At 53.9% G+C, this 18,670-nt stretch carries 14 protein-coding genes and 4 tRNA genes; 16 read left to right on the forward strand and 2 right to left on the reverse strand.

The features are described 5' to 3' along the window. Positions 1–264 precede the first annotated feature (264 nt). Together nlpD and rpoS are read left to right on the forward strand one after the other, a co-directional pair. Positions 265–1,251, forward strand: a complete 987-nt coding sequence (gene nlpD / locus SERAS12_RS03845; RefSeq protein WP_013811539.1) for a murein hydrolase activator NlpD — start codon at positions 265–267, stop codon at positions 1,249–1,251. A 54-nt stretch (positions 1,252–1,305) separates the two neighbouring features. Continuing rightward, complete coding sequence (gene rpoS, locus SERAS12_RS03850; RefSeq protein WP_004950287.1) at positions 1,306–2,304, forward strand: RNA polymerase sigma factor RpoS; 999 nt, start codon at positions 1,306–1,308, stop codon at positions 2,302–2,304. A gap of 81 nt (positions 2,305–2,385) precedes the next feature. Here rpoS and mutS read toward each other — a convergent pair whose 3' ends face one another. Further along, positions 2,386–4,941 carry a DNA mismatch repair protein MutS gene (mutS, locus tag SERAS12_RS03855; RefSeq protein WP_013811540.1) on the reverse strand — a complete coding sequence of 852 codons (2,556 nt, stop codon included), beginning with the start codon at positions 4,939–4,941 and terminating at the stop codon, positions 2,386–2,388. 875 nt (positions 4,942–5,816) lie between these two features. On the opposite strand from mutS, the gene SERAS12_RS03860 reads away from it, so the two are divergent. The 5 genes from SERAS12_RS03860 (at position 5,817) to chbG (ending at position 10,718) form a co-directional block, all read left to right on the forward strand. After that, entirely contained in the window at positions 5,817–6,134 is a 318-nt protein-coding gene (locus SERAS12_RS03860) for a PTS sugar transporter subunit IIB (protein ID WP_006317708.1), read from the forward strand. An 11-nt stretch (positions 6,135–6,145) separates the two neighbouring features. Then, positions 6,146–7,507 carry a PTS N,N'-diacetylchitobiose transporter subunit IIC gene (gene chbC / locus SERAS12_RS03865; protein ID WP_013811541.1) on the forward strand — a complete coding sequence of 454 codons (1,362 nt, stop codon included), beginning with the start codon at positions 6,146–6,148 and terminating at the stop codon, positions 7,505–7,507. 48 nt (positions 7,508–7,555) lie between these two features. Further along, entirely contained in the window at positions 7,556–8,941 is a 1,386-nt protein-coding gene (locus SERAS12_RS03870; protein ID WP_013811542.1) for a glycoside hydrolase family 1 protein, read from the forward strand. Further along, positions 8,941–9,804 (forward strand): transcriptional regulator ChbR, encoded by an 864-nt coding sequence (chbR, locus tag SERAS12_RS03875; protein ID WP_013811543.1) that lies wholly within the window; start codon positions 8,941–8,943, stop codon positions 9,802–9,804. The genes SERAS12_RS03870 and chbR overlap by 1 nt, the downstream gene beginning before the upstream one ends. 152 nt (positions 9,805–9,956) lie before the next feature. Beyond that, on the forward strand, positions 9,957–10,718 hold the full coding sequence (gene chbG, locus SERAS12_RS03880; RefSeq protein ID WP_013811544.1) for a chitin disaccharide deacetylase: 762 nt from the start codon (positions 9,957–9,959) through the stop codon (positions 10,716–10,718). A gap of 34 nt (positions 10,719–10,752) precedes the next feature. On the opposite strand, the gene SERAS12_RS03885 is transcribed toward chbG, so the two are convergent. Continuing rightward, complete coding sequence (locus tag SERAS12_RS03885; protein ID WP_013811545.1) at positions 10,753–12,147, reverse strand: MFS transporter; 1,395 nt, start codon at positions 12,145–12,147, stop codon at positions 10,753–10,755. A gap of 254 nt (positions 12,148–12,401) precedes the next feature. Here SERAS12_RS03885 and pncC point away from each other — a divergent pair, with 254 nt between their 5' ends. The 9 genes from pncC (at position 12,402) to SERAS12_RS03930 (ending at position 18,582) form a co-directional block, all read left to right on the forward strand. Then, on the forward strand, positions 12,402–12,890 hold the full coding sequence (gene pncC / locus SERAS12_RS03890; RefSeq protein ID WP_013811546.1) for a nicotinamide-nucleotide amidase: 489 nt from the start codon (positions 12,402–12,404) through the stop codon (positions 12,888–12,890). 112 nt (positions 12,891–13,002) lie between these two features. Next, the gene (gene recA / locus SERAS12_RS03895) at positions 13,003–14,067 is read left to right on the forward strand and encodes a recombinase RecA (RefSeq protein WP_004950320.1); all 1,065 of its coding nucleotides are present in this window, start codon (positions 13,003–13,005) and stop codon (positions 14,065–14,067) included. A 64-nt stretch (positions 14,068–14,131) separates the two neighbouring features. After that, complete coding sequence (recX, locus tag SERAS12_RS03900; RefSeq protein WP_004950322.1) at positions 14,132–14,638, forward strand: recombination regulator RecX; 507 nt, start codon at positions 14,132–14,134, stop codon at positions 14,636–14,638. 132 nt (positions 14,639–14,770) lie between these two features. After that, positions 14,771–17,398, forward strand: a complete 2,628-nt coding sequence (gene alaS / locus SERAS12_RS03905) for an alanine--tRNA ligase (protein ID WP_013811547.1) — start codon at positions 14,771–14,773, stop codon at positions 17,396–17,398. Between the two features lie 252 nt (positions 17,399–17,650). Further along, entirely contained in the window at positions 17,651–17,836 is a 186-nt protein-coding gene (gene csrA / locus SERAS12_RS03910) for a carbon storage regulator CsrA (protein WP_004950328.1), read from the forward strand. A gap of 309 nt (positions 17,837–18,145) precedes the next feature. After that, positions 18,146–18,238 (forward strand) — tRNA-Ser (locus SERAS12_RS03915). A gap of 3 nt (positions 18,239–18,241) precedes the next feature. Further along, positions 18,242–18,318 (forward strand) — tRNA-Arg (locus SERAS12_RS03920). Between the two features lie 60 nt (positions 18,319–18,378). Then, positions 18,379–18,455 (forward strand) — tRNA-Arg (locus SERAS12_RS03925). Between the two features lie 50 nt (positions 18,456–18,505). Next, a tRNA-Arg gene (locus tag SERAS12_RS03930) sits at positions 18,506–18,582 on the forward strand. Positions 18,583–18,670: the final 88 nt, after the last annotated feature.

Consider the following 18,670-nt stretch of genomic DNA (forward strand, 5'->3'; position numbering starts at 1 on the left):
GTTTTAACGTTTCAATAAAGTTAATTTTCAATACAATTGCCTTTCTGCGTAGTTGTCTTATGGTGCGGCATCGCTAATGTGGTTAGCATTGGCGCGCTGTTTTGAGGCTCCGGCAGGAGATTTCCTGGCATTCAGGGATCGGCCGCGGGCACCTTTCATCGCAGAAACTGAGAGAGTGGTAAAAGCTCAGCTACGATGTAAAGGGTATTTTGGATATATCGCTGATATTGCTGTCATGGGGGAAGCATGAGCACGGGAAGCCCAATGATTACTTTACGCCGGGTTGCGGTGTGTACGATGGTGAGTTTGTGGTTGGCGGGTTGTACGAATGATGCATCGACATCAGCCCCTATCAGTAGTGTGGGCGGTGGCGGAGCCGCTGCATCCGGCAACGCCGGAGCAAACGCCAGCCCTGAAGGGCGTATCGTTTACAACCGCAGTTACAATTCAATTCCCAAAGGGAGCTACAGCGGTAATACCTACACGGTAAAACGAGGCGACACGCTATTTTACATCGCGTGGATCACCGGGAGCGATTTCCGTGACCTGGCGCAACGTAATAATATTCCTGAGCCATACAGTTTGAATGTGGGTCAAAGCATTCAACTTGGTAATGGTTCTGCGAACGGAAACGGTGGCATGCTGGCGGCGACAGACGCAACCCGCGGCGGTGTTCCGAAGCCGCCTTCTACTACGCAGATACAAACTGCAACGGTTGATTCTCCATCAACTAACGCGTATTCTGATAATTCGGGTAAACAGAATGTAGGTAAGATGTTACCTGCAGCGGGTGCAGTAGCGGCAACCACCGCAGCAGCACCTGTTACCGCGCCGGTCGTTGCTCCACCAGTGAGCAGCACCGTCAGTAACAGCTCGCCAGTGAGTAGCTGGAGATGGCCAACTGACGGTAAGATTATTGATAACTTTTCCTCATCAGAAGGTGGGAATAAAGGTGTCGATATCGCCGGTTCCCGTGGGCAGCCTATCTTCGCTACCGCCGATGGTCGCGTAGTGTACGCAGGCAACGCTTTACGGGGTTACGGTAATCTGATCATCATCAAACACAATGATGATTACCTGAGCGCCTACGCTCACAACGACACAATGCTGGTCCGGGAACAACAAGAAGTGAAGGCGGGTCAAAAAATAGCCACCATGGGTAGCACCGGAACCAGTTCAGTACGTTTGCATTTTGAAATTCGTTACAAGGGGAAATCCGTAAACCCGCTGCGTTTTCTTCCGCAGCGATAGATTGGGCAGAATACGCTGATATTCTGCTCGCGGTATCACGGGTAGGAGCAGCATATGAACCAAAATACGCTGAAAGTTAACGAGTTACAGGATGATGCGGATTTCGACGAGAACGCAACGGAAGCGGAGTCATTCGACGAAAAAGCACTGGTCGAAGAAGAGGCCAGTGAGAGTGATTTAGCGGAAGAAGAGTTGCTCTCTCAAGGCGTTACCCAACGCGTATTGGATGCGACGCAGCTCTATCTGGGTGAAATCGGTTATTCTCCGCTGCTTACTGCAGAGGAAGAAGTTTATTTTGCGCGGCGTGCACTGCGCGGTGACGTGCCGTCCCGCCGCCGAATGATCGAAAGCAACCTGCGGCTGGTGGTGAAAATCGCCCGTCGCTACAGTAATCGCGGCCTGGCGCTGCTGGATCTGATTGAAGAGGGCAACCTCGGCCTGATCCGTGCAGTGGAAAAGTTTGACCCGGAACGCGGTTTCCGCTTCTCAACTTACGCAACCTGGTGGATCCGTCAGACGATTGAACGGGCGATAATGAACCAAACCCGAACCATTCGTTTGCCTATCCACATCGTTAAAGAACTGAATGTCTATTTGCGCACTGCGCGCGAGCTTTCTCATAAACTGGATCATGAACCGAGCGCTGAAGAGATTGCCGAGCAACTCGACAAGCCGGTCGATGACGTCAGCCGTATGCTGCGTCTGAACGAACGTATCACTTCTGTCGATACGCCGTTGGGCGGAGATTCAGAGAAAGCGCTGTTGGACATTCTGGCTGACGAGAAAGACAACGGCCCGGAAGACACCACGCAAGACGATGACATGAAACAGAGCATCGTTAAGTGGTTGTTCGAACTGAACGCCAAGCAGCGTGAAGTGCTGGCTCGTCGTTTCGGCCTGTTGGGCTACGAAGCGGCAACGCTTGAAGATGTGGGCCGTGAAATTGGTCTGACTCGCGAACGTGTACGTCAGATCCAGGTTGAAGGTTTGCGTCGCCTGCGTGAAATTCTGCAGTTGCAGGGCCTGAGCATTGAGGCGCTGTTCCGCGAATAGCGTCGGCAGTTGAATCGCATCAAAATAAAAACGGTGGAGCATAATGCTCACCGTTTTTTTATGCCTGTAGCGTCGGCGGATTTACACCATTTTCTTCAGGCGGTAAAGCCACTCCAGCGCCTGGCGTGGGGACAGAGAGTCCGGGTCCAGTGCCTCGAGCGCTTCTACCGCCGGTGAGGTTTCTTCATTCAGCAGCGTCATCTGGGTGGCGTCAACGGTACCGGAGGCGGTATGGCTGGAGATGGCTTCCAGCTCACGCAGTTTCTGGCGTGCGCGTTTGATCACCTCGCGCGGCACACCGGCCAGCGCCGCAACCGCCAGACCATAGCTTTTACTTGCCGCACCGTCCTGCACGCTGTGCATGAAGGCGATGGTGTCGCCATGTTCCAGCGCATCCAGATGAACGTTAACCACACCTTCCATTTTCTCCGGCAGGGTCGTCAGTTCGAAGTAATGGGTGGCGAACAGCGTCATGGCCTTAATGCGGCTGGCCAGATTCTCGGCGCAGGCCCAGGCCAGGGACAGACCGTCGTAGGTCGACGTGCCGCGACCGATTTCATCCATCAATACCAGGCTGTGCTCGGTGGCGTTATGCAGAATATTGGCCGTCTCGGTCATTTCCACCATAAAGGTAGAGCGGCCAGAGGCTAGATCGTCTGCGGCACCAACGCGGGTAAAGATACGGTCCACCGGGCCGATAACGGCTTTGGCTGCCGGCACGTAGCTGCCGATGTGCGCCATCAGAACGATCAGCGCCGTTTGACGCATATAGGTACTTTTACCGCCCATGTTGGGGCCGGTAATGATCAGCATTCGACGCTGAGGCGACAGCGACAGCGGGTTGGCGATAAACGGCTCGCTCAGCACCTGTTCCACCACCGGATGTCGGCCTTCGGTAATGCGTACGCCCGGCTGCTCGCTCATGGTCGGGCAGGCGTAGTTCAGCGTTTCCGCACGCTCCGTCAGGTTAGCCAGCACGTCCAGTTCAGCCAGCGCAGCGGCGCTTTGCTGCAATTCCCCGAGGTGCGGCAGCAGCAAATCGAACAGTTCTTCATACAGGCCTTTCTCGATCGCCAGCGCCTTGCCTTTGGAGGTCAGGACCTTGTCTTCATACTCTTTCAGTTCAGGAATAATATAGCGTTCGGCGTTTTTCAGCGTTTGGCGGCGCACGTAGTGGATAGGTACCAGGTGGCTTTGTCCGCGGCTGACCTGGATGTAATAGCCGTGCACGCCGTTGAACCCCACCTTCAGCGTATCCAGCCCCAACTTTTCGCGTTCGCGGATCTCCAGACGATCGAGATAGTCGCTGGCGCCGTCGGCCAATGCGCGCCACTCATCCAGTTCGCTGTTATAACCGGGGGCGATGACGCCGCCGTCACGCACCAGCACAGGTGGGGCTTCAACCACCGCTCGTTCCAGCAGATCCTGCAGTTCATTAAACTGGCCGACTTGCGACAACAGATGTTGCACATGCGGAGTTTCCACACTCTGGAGCAGAGCGTGAATATCCGGCAACTGCTGGAATGCATGGCGCATGCGCGCCAAATCGCGCGGACGGGCACTGCGCAACGCCAGACGCGCCAGTATGCGCTCCAGATCCCCCACCTGCCGCAGCGAAGGCTGCAGATCGGCATACAGATCCTGCAGCGCGCCAATCGCCTGCTGGCGGTTGTTCAACACCTTGATGTCGCGGGTCGGCATATGCAGCCAACGTTTTAGCATACGGCTGCCCATCGCCGTTGCGGTGCAATCGAGAATGGCCGCCAACGTATTTTCACTGCCGCCAGACAGGTTCTGGGTCAGTTCAAGGTTACGCCGCGTTGCGGCATCCATGATGATGCCGTCTTGCTGACGCTCCATGGTGATGCCACGGATATGCGGCAATGCCGTGCGCTGAGTATCTTTGACGTACTGCAACAGGCAGCCGGCGGCGCGCAATGCCTGATGGGCCTGTTCCACGCCAAAACCGGTGAGATCGCGGGTGCCGAACTGCAGATTAAGCTGCTGGCGTGCGGTTTCGGGTTCAAACTCCCACAATGGACGACGGCGCAGGCCGTGGCGCTTCTCGATAAGCGCCATGTGTTCAAAGGTTTCCGGATAAAGCAGCTCGGCAGGATTGGTGCGTTGCAACTCGGCCGCCATGGTTTCAATGTCTTCCGGTTCGGCGACGCGAAAACGGCCTGAGCTGATGTCCAGCGTGGCGTAGCCGAAACCGCGCGCATCCTGCCAGATCGCCGCCAACAGGTTATCCTGGCGTTCCTGCAGCAGAGCCTCGTCGGTAATGGTGCCGGGCGTGACGATACGCACGACTTTGCGCTCGACCGGGCCTTTGCTGGTCGCCGGATCGCCGATTTGTTCGCAAATGGCGACGGACTCGCCGAGCTGAACCAGCTTGGCAAGGTAGTTTTCGATCGCGTGGTGCGGCACGCCGGCCATTGGGATTGGCTCACCCGCTGAAGCGCCGCGTTTGGTCAGCGAAATATCCAGCAGTTGGGAGGCGCGTTTGGCGTCATCGTAGAACAACTCATAGAAATCGCCCATGCGGTAGAACAGCAGAATTTCGGGGTGCTGCGCCTTGAGGCGCAGGTACTGCTGCATCATGGGGGTGTGTGAATCGAGTTTATCGGTGCTGGTCATAACGTTACCGGTTCCAATCCATTGAATTTAAAGTTAATTGTGATTTTCATTGTCATCATTAGGTATCACGCCATTTCACAAAAAATCGCTAAATCTGTGGGTTGTGAGCAAAAATATACGATAGCTCATGTAAATCAATCAGTGGGCCTAAAACGGAGCTTATATGGCAGGCAAACAGGCTGGCAAACTTTTGTCGCCTGAGCCATCAAGATGATGAGGCTTGCGTGTTACTGGTAGCGCTACGAATATAAGGACCTTTTCCAACGCTATACTAGCCCAGCGGGCAATCCGCTGTCACAGGTAAAAATTGGAAGCTTTGCGCAAAGATGGCTTGCAATGAAAGGATGAAGTTGCACATCAATCTGCCGGTCGGCACCAAATTTCCATGATTTTTCCCTTCGATGTTTCACTTCTCCTATCCGTTGGCGCACGCCAGAACCTGCCCGTTAGGCTACGGGTTTCCGGGTGCCACCGGTACAGCGCCATAATCAACTATGAACTATTTTATACTGTTACCTTGAATGCTATGAGACAAAGCCGCTGATAAGACGTATATATAGCGTGTCTATTTACAACTTATTGTTTATAGATAACATTTAAGGGGTTTCTTCGTTTTTATTTCGTCGTGTGCATTTATTTGTTAAGCCGCTCACATAATTTTTTTGCCCGAAATGTGAAGGGAGTCAAGTTGTCAGGTCAAGGAGAGACGGTTATCCGGAGCGGTGAATTACTTATCCGCGCTTGCAGCTCCGTATACTGTTCGCAACCAGGGCAACATTCATGGAGTCTTCACAAGGAAAGTGCGTAGGGCAATCGTCATTGCATCTGGCATACAAATGACATGTGGCTTTTTTGATTATCTCAAGGTGCTTGGTATGGAAAAGAAAAAAATCTATCTGTTTTGTTCTGCCGGTATGTCCACTTCTCTGCTGGTTTCAAAAATGAAAGCGCAAGCGGAGAAGTACGAGGTGCCGGTGATCATTGCCGCTTATCCCGAAGCTCTGGCTGCGGAGAAAGGCGCTGAGGCAGATGTGATCCTGCTGGGGCCACAGATTGCCTACACGCTTGCCGAAGTGCAGAAACAGTTGCCGCATAAACCGGTCGAAGTGATCGACTCCGTTTTGTACGGCAAACTCGATGGCCTTGGCGTACTGAAGGCGGCGGTTGCCACAATCAAAAAAGCTAACCAATAAGGGGCGTTGCCGTGAATACGTTAATTGCCTCGTTGGAAAAGGTCATTCTGCCTTTTGCCGTGAAAATTGGTAAGCAACCCCATGTTAATGCCATCAAAAACGGGTTTATCCGGTTAATGCCGCTGACGCTGACCGGGGCGATGTTCGTTCTGATCAACAACGTGTTTCTCAGCTTCGGTGAGGGATCGTTCTTCTTCTCGCTGGGAGTGCGGCTGGATGCATCCACCATTGAAACGCTCAATGGCCTGAAAAGCATCGGCGGCAGCGTTTATAACGGTACCCTGGGGATTATGTCCCTTATGACGCCCTTTTTTATCAGTATGGCTTTAGCTGAGGAAAGAAAGGTTGATCCGTTGGCAGCCGCGTTGCTGGCCGTTGCCGCCTTTATGACCGTGACGCCGTTCAGTGTGGGTGAAGCCTACGCTGTGGGGGCGAACTGGCTGGGGGGCGCCAACATCATTTCCGGTATGGTGATCGGCCTGGTGGTGGCGGAGATGTTTGCCTTTGTGGTGCGCCGCAATTGGGTGATCAGCCTGCCGGACAGTGTGCCTTCTTCGGTATCACGATCTTTCTCCGCGTTGATCCCCGGCTTTATTATCCTGTCGATTATGGGCGTGCTGGCTTACTGCCTTACGCTGTGGGGCACCAACTTCCACCAAATCATTATGGACAGCATTTCGGCTCCGCTGGCGAAAATGGGCAGCGTGGTGGGATGGGTATATGTGATGTTCTCCTCGCTGCTGTGGTTCTTCGGGGTACATGGCTCGATGGCGTTGGCGGCGTTGGACAGTGGCATCATGACGCCATTCGCGCTGGAGAATGTGGAGCTTTACAACAAGTACGGTTCCGTAGAGGCTGCGGTTGCTGCGGGCAAAGAGTTCCACATGTGGGCGAAGCCGTTCGTCGACTCCTACATTTACCTGGGCGGGACCGGCTCGACGCTGGGGCTGATTATCGCCATCTTTATCGCCTCACGCCGCGAAGACTATCGTCAGGTTGCCAAGCTGGCTACCCCGTCGGGCATCTTCCAGATCAATGAACCTATCCTGTTTGGCTTGCCGGTGATTATGAACCCGGTGATGTTTATTCCGTTCATCCTGGTTCAACCGGTATTGACGATTATCACCACGGTGGCCTATTACACCGGGATGATCCCGCCCATCACCAACATTGCGCCTTGGACCATGCCGGTCGGGCTGGGGGCGTTCTTCAACACCAACGGCAGCATTGTCGCCATGTTGCTGAGTTTCTTCAACCTGGGCGTTGCGACCTTGATTTACCTGCCGTTTGTAATGATTTCCAACAAGGCGCAAAGCCAGATCGATCAGGCGACCGAGAGCGAAGAAGATATCGCCAAGGCGCTGAAATTCTAACTGTCGGAATGGGGCAGCGTCTGCTGCCCCGGTTTTAGGGGCGTTTGAATGAAATATCACTTTGCTGACGATTTCTGGTGGGGAAGCGCCACGTCTGCGCCGCAGTCGGAAGGGGCCTCTGCGCGGGATGGCAAGAGCCGGAACATCTTCGATTATTGGCATGAAACCACCCCCGAACGTTTTCATCATCAGGTGGGTCCCTCCGAAGCGTCCACGTTTTATGACAATTTCCGCGACGATATCCTGCTGTTAAAAACGCTTGGACATAACACCTTCAGAACGTCCATCTCCTGGTCCCGGCTGATCCCGGAGGGCGATGGCGAAGTGAACCCTAAAGCGGTCGCCTTCTATAATGCGCTGATTGATAGTCTGTTAGCGCAGGGCATCACGCCATTTATCAATCTCTACCATTTCGATATGCCGCTGTGCATGCAGCAGAAAGGCGGCTGGGAAAGCAGGGTTGTGGTCGAAGCCTATGCTCGCTACGCCAAGACTTGCTTCACCCTGTTCGGCGACAGAGTCACCCACTGGTTCACGTTCAATGAGCCGATTGTGCCGGTTGAAGCGGGCTATCTGAACGACCTGCACTATCCGTGCGTGGTCGATTTCAAAAGGGCCGTCGTGGTGGCTTACCACAGCGTTCTGGCGCACGCCAAAGCGGTGAGTCATTTCAGGGCGCTGGGTAACGAGGGCACGATCGGCATTATTTTGAACCTGAGCCCGACCTATCCCCGCTCGACCCGCCAGGACGACCTCGTGGCGGCCAACTATGCGGATCTGTTGCTGAACAAGAGCTTCCTGGATCCAGTGACAAAAGGGCGTTATCCGCAAGAATTGGTGGATTTGCTGAAAGCCAATGGGCTGCAACCGCAGACCGAGCCCGAGGATGCACAGCTGATTGCCGACGGGGTTGTGGATATCCTGGGCGTCAATTATTACCAGCCTCGCAGGGTTAAAGCGAAAGAAGGTTTCCGGGCCACCGATAGGGTGACGATGCCGGAAGATCTGTTCAGCTACTATGAGATGCCGGGCCGGAAGATTAACCCGCACCGGGGCTGGGAGATCTACGAAAAAGGGCTGTATGACATTCTGATGGATCTGAAGGAAAACTACGGCAATATTCCCTGCTATATTTCAGAAAATGGCATGGGCGTAGAGGGTGAGGAGGCGTTCATCGGCGCTACCGGCCGGGTGGAGGATGACTATCGCATCGACTTTATACGCGATCATCTCAAATGGTTGCATCAGGCGCTGGCAGAGGGGGCTCAGTGCAAAGGGTATCATTTATGGACCTTTATTGACTGTTGGTCCTGGCTCAATGCCTATAAGAATCGCTACGGGCTAGTCAGACTGGATCGGGAAAACCAACGGCGCACGCTTAAAAAGAGTGGCTACTGGTTCGCCGAAACGGCCAGACAAAACGGTTTCGACTAATGGGAGCGTACGCGGTGACTGATAATCAGGTTTCGCTGAATGCGAACGACGTTAAGCTGATTCGGGAGCAGGATTTTTTTAACTGCAAAGACTTTCATCTGTTTATCTATAACAAGGTGGAGAGCGCGACCGGGCTGCATCAGCATGACTACTATGAGTTCACCATTGTCCTGAGCGGTAAATGCTATCAGGAGATCAACGGCAAGCGGGTGCTGCTCGAGCGGGGAGACTTTGTTTTTATCCCTATCGGCTCACGCCATCAAAGCTTCTACGAGTTTGGCGCCGCGAAAATTTTCAACGTGGCGGTCGGCAAGGTCTTCTTTGAGGAGCACTACCTGCAGCTTCTGCCGCGCTGTTTTGTCGCCTCACAGGCTTACAGTCTGAAGAACGAATTTTTGGCCTATATCGAGTCGGTCGTCGGTTCCCCGCAGTTTCGCGAAGATGACTTTGCCGAGTTCCTGGAAACGCTGACTTTTTATATCGTCAGCCGCATCCGTCATTACAAGGAAGAGTGCGGCGAAGGCGATGACATTCCCCAATGGCTGAAGAATACGCTGGCGGGCATGCATGATAAAGCGATGTTTGGCGAAAAGGCGCTGCTGAATATGGTTGAGCTGTCTGGGAAAACGCAGGAATACCTGACCCGGGCGATGCGGCGTTATTACCATAAAACGCCGATGCAGGTGATTAATGAAATCCGCATCAATTTTGCCAAAACGCAGCTTGAGGTGACGAACTATTCCGTGTCGGATATTGCCTTCGATTCAGGCTACGGTGACGTGAGCCTGTTTATTAAAAACTTTAAAAGACTCACCGAAGTCACCCCGGGTAATTACCGAAAAAAGTTCTACGGCCCTATTTAGGGCCGCTCCCGATAAGTATTAACGCCGATATTCCGAATACCTTTCAGGCCACTCATAGCCTGATGAAATAAGTTTCTTTGTCTACGTGAAGGGACCTGCCGTACCTGACGGACGGCTTTCCCTCGCCAAAAATGTGTTAAATGGATGCCAAAATGGAAAAGTTACTGATAGTGAACGCCGACGATTTTGGCCTGAGCAAAGGCCAGAACTACGGCATTATCGAGGCGTTTCACTATGGGGTGGTCTCTTCAACTACCGCCATGGTGAATGGCGAGGATGTGCACCACGCGGCGCAGTTAAGCAGAATTTTTCCTGGGCTGCAGGTGGGGCTGCATTTTGTGTTGACTCATGGGCGTCCCTTGACTGCTATGCCGTCATTGGTCAATGAGCGGGGGGAACTGGGTAAGTGGCTGTGGGAAAGGGCCGAGTCTGCGATGTTGGATTTGGACGAAATCTACAATGAGCTGGTGGGGCAGTACGACAAGTTTACGGCCGTTTTCGGTAAAGCACCGACTCATATCGACAGCCACCATCATGCGCATATGCTGCCGCAGATCTATCCGTTGGTGGAAGCCTTCGCTCAGTCAAAATCCATTCCGCTGCGTATTGACCGCCAGGCAGTGGAGCAACAAGGTATTCCGTTGCGTTATGATCACAGCACCGAGTGGTTTGATTCGGGTTTCTATGGCGAGGCTATATCCGAAGCCCTGTTTTTGCAGGTGCTTGACCGGGCCGACGAACGTGGCGTCGGTTCAGTAGAGATGATGTGCCACCCGGCATTCCTGGATAAGACCCTATTGGAGAGCAAATACTGTTATCCGCGGCTTGCGGAGGTGGAAGTATTGACCGCGCCAGGCATTAAAAACGCGATTGCGGAGCGCGGTTACCGTCTGGGATCCTTCCTGGATCTGTGATGCTCGGATACCGCGCTCAAGGAGGGGCCGATGATTAAAGCATCGAGTGGGCCTTTTTCAACCCCGTATCCTCATCGGGGTCTGCGCCCTGCGGGATAGGCTCCTCCGCTTCTTCCATCGCCGGCGTTTCGCTGGTTTGCTCCTCTATTGGATCCGGTGCCGCCTCTGGCGGCGGCATGGTATCGTGAATGATCTGCTCATCGAAGGTTGGGTTCAATGCCGGTGAAAGTGGCGAACTGGTCAGGCTGTCCGGCAGGGGAATATGCGGTAATGGCGCATCCTGCACAAACTGCGATTCGTCTTCTTTTACCGTACGGCTGAAGGCCACCAGCAGCACGCCGCAAAGCGAGAAGAACGCATACAGAATGTTGCCGCCCAGCGGCTGAATCAGCGCACCGACCGCCAGCGGCCCGATACTGGCACCAACGCCGAACGCCATCAGCAAACAGGCTGCCAGCGATACGCGCCGCTCCGGTTCGATCAGATCGTTCGCCAATGCCACGACCAGCGGATACAGCGTGAATTGCAGCATGCTGACGATAAATCCCACCACCAGCAGCACCGGAAAATCGATGTGTGGCACCAGAGCCAGCGGCAGTGCTGCCACGATCAGTAAAATGGCATTGATGCGCATCAACAGCGTACGGTTATAGTGGTCCGACAGCCAACTGAGCGGGAACTGCGCCACCAGCCCGGCAAAGATGGAGATCGCCATAAACAGGCCGGTTTGTTGGGTAGTTAGCGCCTGCATGCTGGCGTAGACCGGCGCCAGACCATAGAAAGAGCCGACGACCATGCCGATCACCAGCGTGGTCGCCAATACCTTGGGAATGGCGCCGATAAAATAGCGCAGCTCCATGGGCGCCGGTGACATATGACGCGCATTGGTGCGAGTGGTGAGGGCGATGGGCACCAGACAGAGTGCAAAACACAGTGCGATCACCAACAACGTGGTGATGCCGAGATTGGTCTGCAGCATCAGAACCACCTGGCCCAGCGACATGCCCAGGTAGGTGGCCGCCATGTAGAAACCGAAAACCCTACCGCGCTGATTGGATTCCGACTGGTCGTTCAGCCAACTCTCCAGCACCATAAACTGGCACATCATGCACAGGCCGATAATCAGGCGCAGCACCACCCAGGCCGGAATGTATTCCGTCAGGCCGTGCCCCAGCACTGCGGCGGTAATGATGCCGGCGCAGGAGACGTAAGCGCGGATATGGCCGACGCGGGCAATCAGGAAATGCCCGACTTTACCGCCGATCACCAGGCCGATGTAGTTGGCGGCGATAATCGCGCCGATCAGCGCACCGGTGACGTGGATTGAGGTTAAGCGCAGGGAGATGTAAGTGGTGAGCAACCCTGAACCCAGCAACATCAGCAGGGTGGTGGTATACAACGGAAAGAAGACGCCTAACGTTTTTTTCACTCTATCATCCTAATCTTTTGTCCTGGTTTGCTTGGGGCCAGCCATGCCGGCAGCATAGACAGACAGCCCTGTGAGATCCCTCATCTGGAAACGCCGCTCGTAACCCGAGCGTTACATTTGATACTAGCAGTTTGACCCACGGCTTAACACCGCCTCTCCTGCGAGGCACTGCGCATTTATGCCATCGCGCCGTCGGCCAGGCATTGATAAGTGCTACTATCGGGCGCATATACCTGATTCGCTATGGAGGGGTTATGAGTGAAAATCAGCTGCGGGAACTCAGCATTGCCGTAGGGGAAAAACTGAAAGCCAAGGGTCTGTGGATCACCTGTGCGGAATCCTGCACCGGCGGCGGCATCGCCAAAGCCATTACTGACATTGCCGGCAGCTCCGCCTACTTCGATCGTGGGTTCGTCACCTACAGCAACGCGGCGAAACACGAGTTGCTGGGCGTGGCGGAAGCGACTCTTGCCGCCCACGGTGCCGTGAGCGAGGAAGTGGTGCGCGAGATGGCGCAGGGGGCATTACACGCGGCGCAGGCCAGCCTGGCGCTGTCGGTCAGCGGCATTGCCGGGCCGGACGGCGGCAGTGCGGAAAAACCGGTGGGTACCGTATGGTTTGGTTTCGCCGAACGTTCTGGGCAGGTGTTGGCGCACAAGATGCAATTTGCCGGCGATCGTGATGCAGTGCGGCTTCAGGCGACGATTTTCGCGCTGCAAACCGCACTTGACGAATTTTTGTAAAATTAGGCTTGATACTGTATGACCATACAGTATAATTAGCGACATTTCCTGCACAACATACATTCCGTGGCAGTGTGGGGTAACACCGGCATTGCGAAACGAAGGAGCAAAAATGGCTATTGATGAGAACAAGCAAAAGGCGTTAGCTGCGGCACTGGGCCAGATTGAGAAACAGTTCGGCAAAGGCTCCATCATGCGTCTGGGTGAAGACCGTTCTATGGATGTAGAAACGATCTCCACCGGCTCACTGTCACTCGATATCGCACTGGGTGCGGGCGGCCTGCCAATGGGCCGTATCGTTGAAATTTATGGCCCGGAATCCTCCGGTAAAACCACTCTGACGCTGCAGGTTATCGCTGCCGCACAGCGCGAAGGCAAAACTTGCGCATTTATCGATGCCGAGCACGCGCTGGACCCGATTTATGCCAAAAAACTGGGCGTCGATATCGACAACCTGCTGTGTTCCCAGCCGGACACCGGTGAACAGGCTCTGGAAATTTGTGATGCCTTGACCCGTTCTGGTGCGGTTGACGTGATCATCGTTGACTCCGTAGCGGCGCTGACGCCAAAAGCGGAAATTGAAGGTGAAATCGGTGACTCACATATGGGCCTTGCGGCACGTATGATGAGCCAGGCGATGCGTAAGCTGGCCGGTAACCTGAAAAACGCCAACACGCTGTTGATCTTCATCAACCAGATCCGTATGAAAATCGGTGTCATGTTCGGTAACCCGGAAACCACCACCGGCGGTAACGCACTGAAATTCTATGCTTCTGTTCGTCTGGATATCCGCCGTATCGGTGCGGTTAAAGAAGGCGATGAAGTGGTGGGCAGTGAAACCCGCGTTAAAGTGGTGAAAAACAAAATCGCTGCGCCATTCAAGCAGGCTGAGTTCCAAATTCTGTACGGTGAAGGCATCAACAGCCGCGGTGAACTGGTCGATCTGGGCGTTAAGCACAAGATGATCGAGAAAGCCGGCGCCTGGTACAGTTATAACGGCGATAAAATCGGTCAGGGTAAGGCGAATGCCTGCAACTTCCTGAAAGAAAACCCGGCTGTTGCCGCTGAGTTGGATAAAAAACTGCGCGACCTGCTGCTGCACAGCAACGGTGAACTGGTTACTGCTACCAATGAAAGCTTCGATGATGGCGAAGCTGAAACCAGCGAAGAGTTTTAATCGCTGTTGAGGTTGGTGCGTGCTGTGTAGGCCGCACCAACGTCGATTAAATCAGGCTTGAATAATGAATGACTTGCTGAGCCGCGCAATGCGTCTGCTGTCGCAACGCGATCATAGTGAAGCTGAACTGCGCCGCAAACTTGCGGCGCAGCCATTTATGGCGAAAGCCAGATTCGGCTCCAAGACCCCCAGCCCCTCTGCGCCTCCTCCTGAAGAACCCGTAGATCCCGCCGTTATCGAACAGGTTATTGCCTATTGTTACCAGCACAACTGGCTGGACGATCAACGCTTTGCCCGCAGTTATATCGGCAGTCGCAGCCGTAAAGGCTACGGCGCGCAGCGCATTCGCTCGGAACTGATGCAAAAGGGCGTGGATAAAGAGCTGACTCAGACGGCGCTGGCAGACTGTGATATCGACTGGTGTGAACAAGCCAAACTGGTGGCGCAGCGTAAATTTGGCGACGAACTGCCAACGGACTGGAAAGAGAAAGCCAAAGTGCAGCGTTATCTGCTCTATCGGGGCTTCTTTCAGGAAGAAATTCAGTCAATTTACCGTGATTTTGCGCAATGAGCGCACACGGGGTTTTACTTCCCTCTGAAGAAAATTTATCTTATCCCCACTTTTTGTTCGTGAGCTAGATGCCATCGTCAGGATGTCGCGCTCTTGCTCACGTGTCGTTATTCTAGCCTTTCCGGGAAAATTATGAGCAAGAGCACCGCTGAGATCCGTCAAGCGTTTCTCGATTTCTTTCATAGTAAAGGCCACCAGGTTGTAGCAAGCAGCTCCCTGGTACCTAACAATGATCCGACATTGTTGTTTACCAATGCCGGCATGAACCAATTTAAAGATGTTTTCCTGGGGCTGGACAAGCGTGCCTATTCCCGCGCCACTACCTCACAGCGTTGCGTGCGTGCGGGCGGTAAGCATAACGATCTGGAGAACGTCGGTTATACCGCACGTCACCATACGTTCTTTGAAATGCTGGGCAACTTCAGCTTCGGCGACTATTTCAAACACGATGCCATCAGTTACGCATGGGAACTGTTGACCGGTGAAAACTGGTTTAACCTGCCGAAAGAAAGGCTGTGGGTGACCGTCTATGAAACCGATGACGAAGCCTTCGACATCTGGCAGAAGCAGATTGGCGTACCGGCAGAACGCATTATCCGCATCGGCGACAATAAGGGCGCGGCCTTCGCGTCTGACAACTTCTGGCAAATGGGCGATACCGGCCCATGTGGCCCGTGCACCGAGATCTTCTACGATCACGGCGATCACATCTGGGGTGGCCCGCCAGGCAGCGCGGAAGAGGATGGCGATCGTTACATCGAGATCTGGAACATCGTTTTCATGCAGTTCAACCGTCAATCTGACGGCACTATGTTGCCTCTGCCAAAACCTTCGGTAGATACCGGTATGGGCCTGGAACGCATTGCCGCGGTGCTGCAGCATGTGAACTCCAACTATGAAATCGATCTGTTCAGCAAGCTGATTACCGCAGTGGCGAAAGTGACCGGCGCGGTTGATTTGGATAACAAATCCCTGCGTGTTATCGCCGACCATATCCGTTCCTGCGCCTTCCTGGTGTCAGACGGCGTAATGCCGTCAAGCGAAGGCCGCGGCTACGTGCTGCGCCGCATCATCCGTCGCGCTATCCGCCATGGCAACATGCTGGGCGCGAAAGAGAGCTTCTTCTATAAACTGGTTGCGCCGCTGATCGAAGTCATGGGCCCGGCAGCCGACGAATTGAAGCGTCAGCAATCGCTGGTTGAGAAAGTGTTGAAAACCGAAGAAGACCAGTTTGCCCGTACGTTGGAGCGTGGTCTGGCGTTGTTGGATGAAGAGCTGGCCAATCTGCAGGGCGACACCCTGGATGGAGAAGCCGCCTTCCGCCTGTATGACACTTACGGTTTCCCGGTCGATTTAACCGCAGACGTGTGCCGTGAGCGCGGTTTGAAAGTGGATGAGGCCGGCTTCGAACAAGCTATGGAAGCGCAGCGCCGCCGTGCGCGCGAGTCCAGCGGCTTTGGTGCCGACTACAACAGCATGATCCGCGTTGATGGCGCCAGCCAGTTCAGCGGGTATGACCACGAAGAACAGCAGGCTACAGTGACGGCGTTGTTCCGCGACGGCCAGCCGGTGGATGAGATCCACGCGGGCGAAGAGGCTGTTGTAGTACTGGATGAAACGCCATTCTACGGTGAATCCGGTGGTCAGGTTGGTGATAAAGGCGTGCTGAAAGCTGTCGGTGCGGATTTTGTGGTTAGCGATACGCAGAAATACGGTCAGGCTATCGGACATCAGGGCAAGTTGTCCCATGGCGTGCTGAAGGTGAAGGATCGCGTCGATGCGCAGATTGATATCGCCCGCCGTAATCGTATTCGTTTGAACCACTCAGCTACCCACTTGCTGCATGCCGCATTGCGCCAGACGCTGGGCGAGCACGTGGCGCAGAAAGGCTCGCTGGTTAACGATAAATATCTGCGTTTCGATTTCTCGCATTTTGAAGCGATGAAGCCGGAACAAATCCGCGTTGTGGAAGATTTGGTTAACCAGCAGGTACGTCGTAACCTGCCGGTGCAAACCGAAGTGATGGCGCTGGACGATGCCAAAGAGAAGGGCGCGATGGCGCTGTTTGGCGAGAAGTACGACGACAGCGTACGTGTACTGACCATGGGTGACTTCTCTACCGAACTGTGTGGCGGTACTCACGCCAGCCGTACCGGTGATATCGGCCTGTTCCGCATTCTGACCGAATCAGGTACCGCAGCGGGTATTCGCCGTATTGAAGCCGTAACCGGCGAGGGCGCGATTGCGACCCTTCATCAGCAAAACGATCTGTTACAGGACGTTGCGCACTTGGTGAAAGGTGACAATAGCAACCTGACGGACAAGGTGCGTGCGGTGCTGGATCGTACGCGCGCACTGGAGAAAGAGCTGCAGCAGTTGAAAGATCAGCAAGCTGCGCAGGAAAGCGCTTCGTTGTCCAGCCAGGCGAAAAGGGTCAATGGCGTGCAGCTGTTGGTCAGCCAGCTTGATAACGTTGAGGCGAAAATGCTGCGGACCATGGTTGACGATCTGAAAAATCAGCTGGGTTCTGCAATTATCGTGCTGGCCACTACGGCTGACGATAAGGTTAGCCTGATTGCCGGCGTGACCAAAGATTTGACCGACCGGGTGAAAGCCGGCGAGTTGATCGGTCACGTAGCGCAGCAGGTTGGCGGCAAAGGGGGTGGGCGCCCCGACATGGCGCAGGCCGGGGGTACCGATGTCAGTGCCCTGCCAGCGGCCTTAAACAGCGTAGAGGCCTGGGTGGCTTCGAAACTGTGAATATAAATAAATAGCACTTATAAACGCCATAACTCATTGCTGATTATGGCGTTTTTAGCCTGTGCTAACACAATTTAGTTACAATTCCGGGAACAAAGTTTTTCAGGTCGGCTAAACTTATCATTATCTGAGGTGAGACCAAGCCTGCTTACACTTATTGTGGGTTAGATGGCTTACGTTTTCGCAGCATATGATGGATAATGACGGGGAAACTGAGAGACCCGACTCTTTTAATCTTTCAAGGAGCAAAGAATGTTAATTCTGACTCGTCGAGTTGGTGAAACCCTCATGATTGGCGATGAGGTCACTGTCACAGTGTTAGGGGTCAAGGGCAACCAGGTTCGTATTGGTGTGAATGCCCCTAAAGAGGTGTCAGTGCACCGCGAAGAAATCTATCAGCGCATTCAGGCAGAGAAGTCTCAACAGACGACCTTCTGATTTCGAAGCAGCGTCTCGTTGCTTGGCGAGACGCTACTGAGCTTTTTTGTGCCCATCATTATCCTTTCCCACTTTCTTCTTCTCATTTCCCGATTGCAGCCATTCGCTTTGTTTGCGGTTTTACACTAGTGGTCTGTTGATAAAACACTCTTTTTGCCGTGAAATCGCCCATGTTGAGCGTGAATTGCGCAAACGCACGTGAGTTGGGAAAAATTGTTTGACTTAAAAGTCGGAGAAAGTAATATGTGCGCCACGCAGTGCCGATGAGCTTCTCTAAAGCAAGTTAGGCACAATTCGAAAGAAGCGTATGGTGAGGTGGCCGAGAGGCTGAAGGCGCTCCCCTGCTAAGGGAGTATGCGGTCAAAAGCTGCATCCGGGGTTCGAATCCCCGCCTCACCGCCATTTGCATCCATAGCTCAGCTGGATAGAGTACTCGGCTACGAACCGAGCGGTCGGAGGTTCGAATCCTCCTGGATGCACCATATTTTGCAGTATGGTGGGGTAGTAAAACGTACCATACGGTATCAAAAAAGAATTCCTGTGCATCCATAGCTCAGCTGGATAGAGTACTCGGCTACGAACCGAGCGGTCGGAGGTTCGAATCCTCCTGGATGCACCATTCTTTCTGTCAAACTTGTTTCCTCAAGCAGACAAAACAAAAACAGTAATGCATCCATAGCTCAGCTGGATAGAGTACTCGGCTACGAACCGAGCGGTCGGAGGTTCGAATCCTCCTGGATGCACCATATTTAGCAGCACTTATCTCTAAGTATTCACTTTCAGATAGATGCGAATTGGAAGGTGGCTCGAAGGAGGACAACGTTGCTTCAGCAA

It is taken from the genome of Serratia sp. AS12, assembly GCF_000214195.1.
GTDB lineage: Bacteria > Pseudomonadota > Gammaproteobacteria > Enterobacterales > Enterobacteriaceae > Serratia > Serratia plymuthica.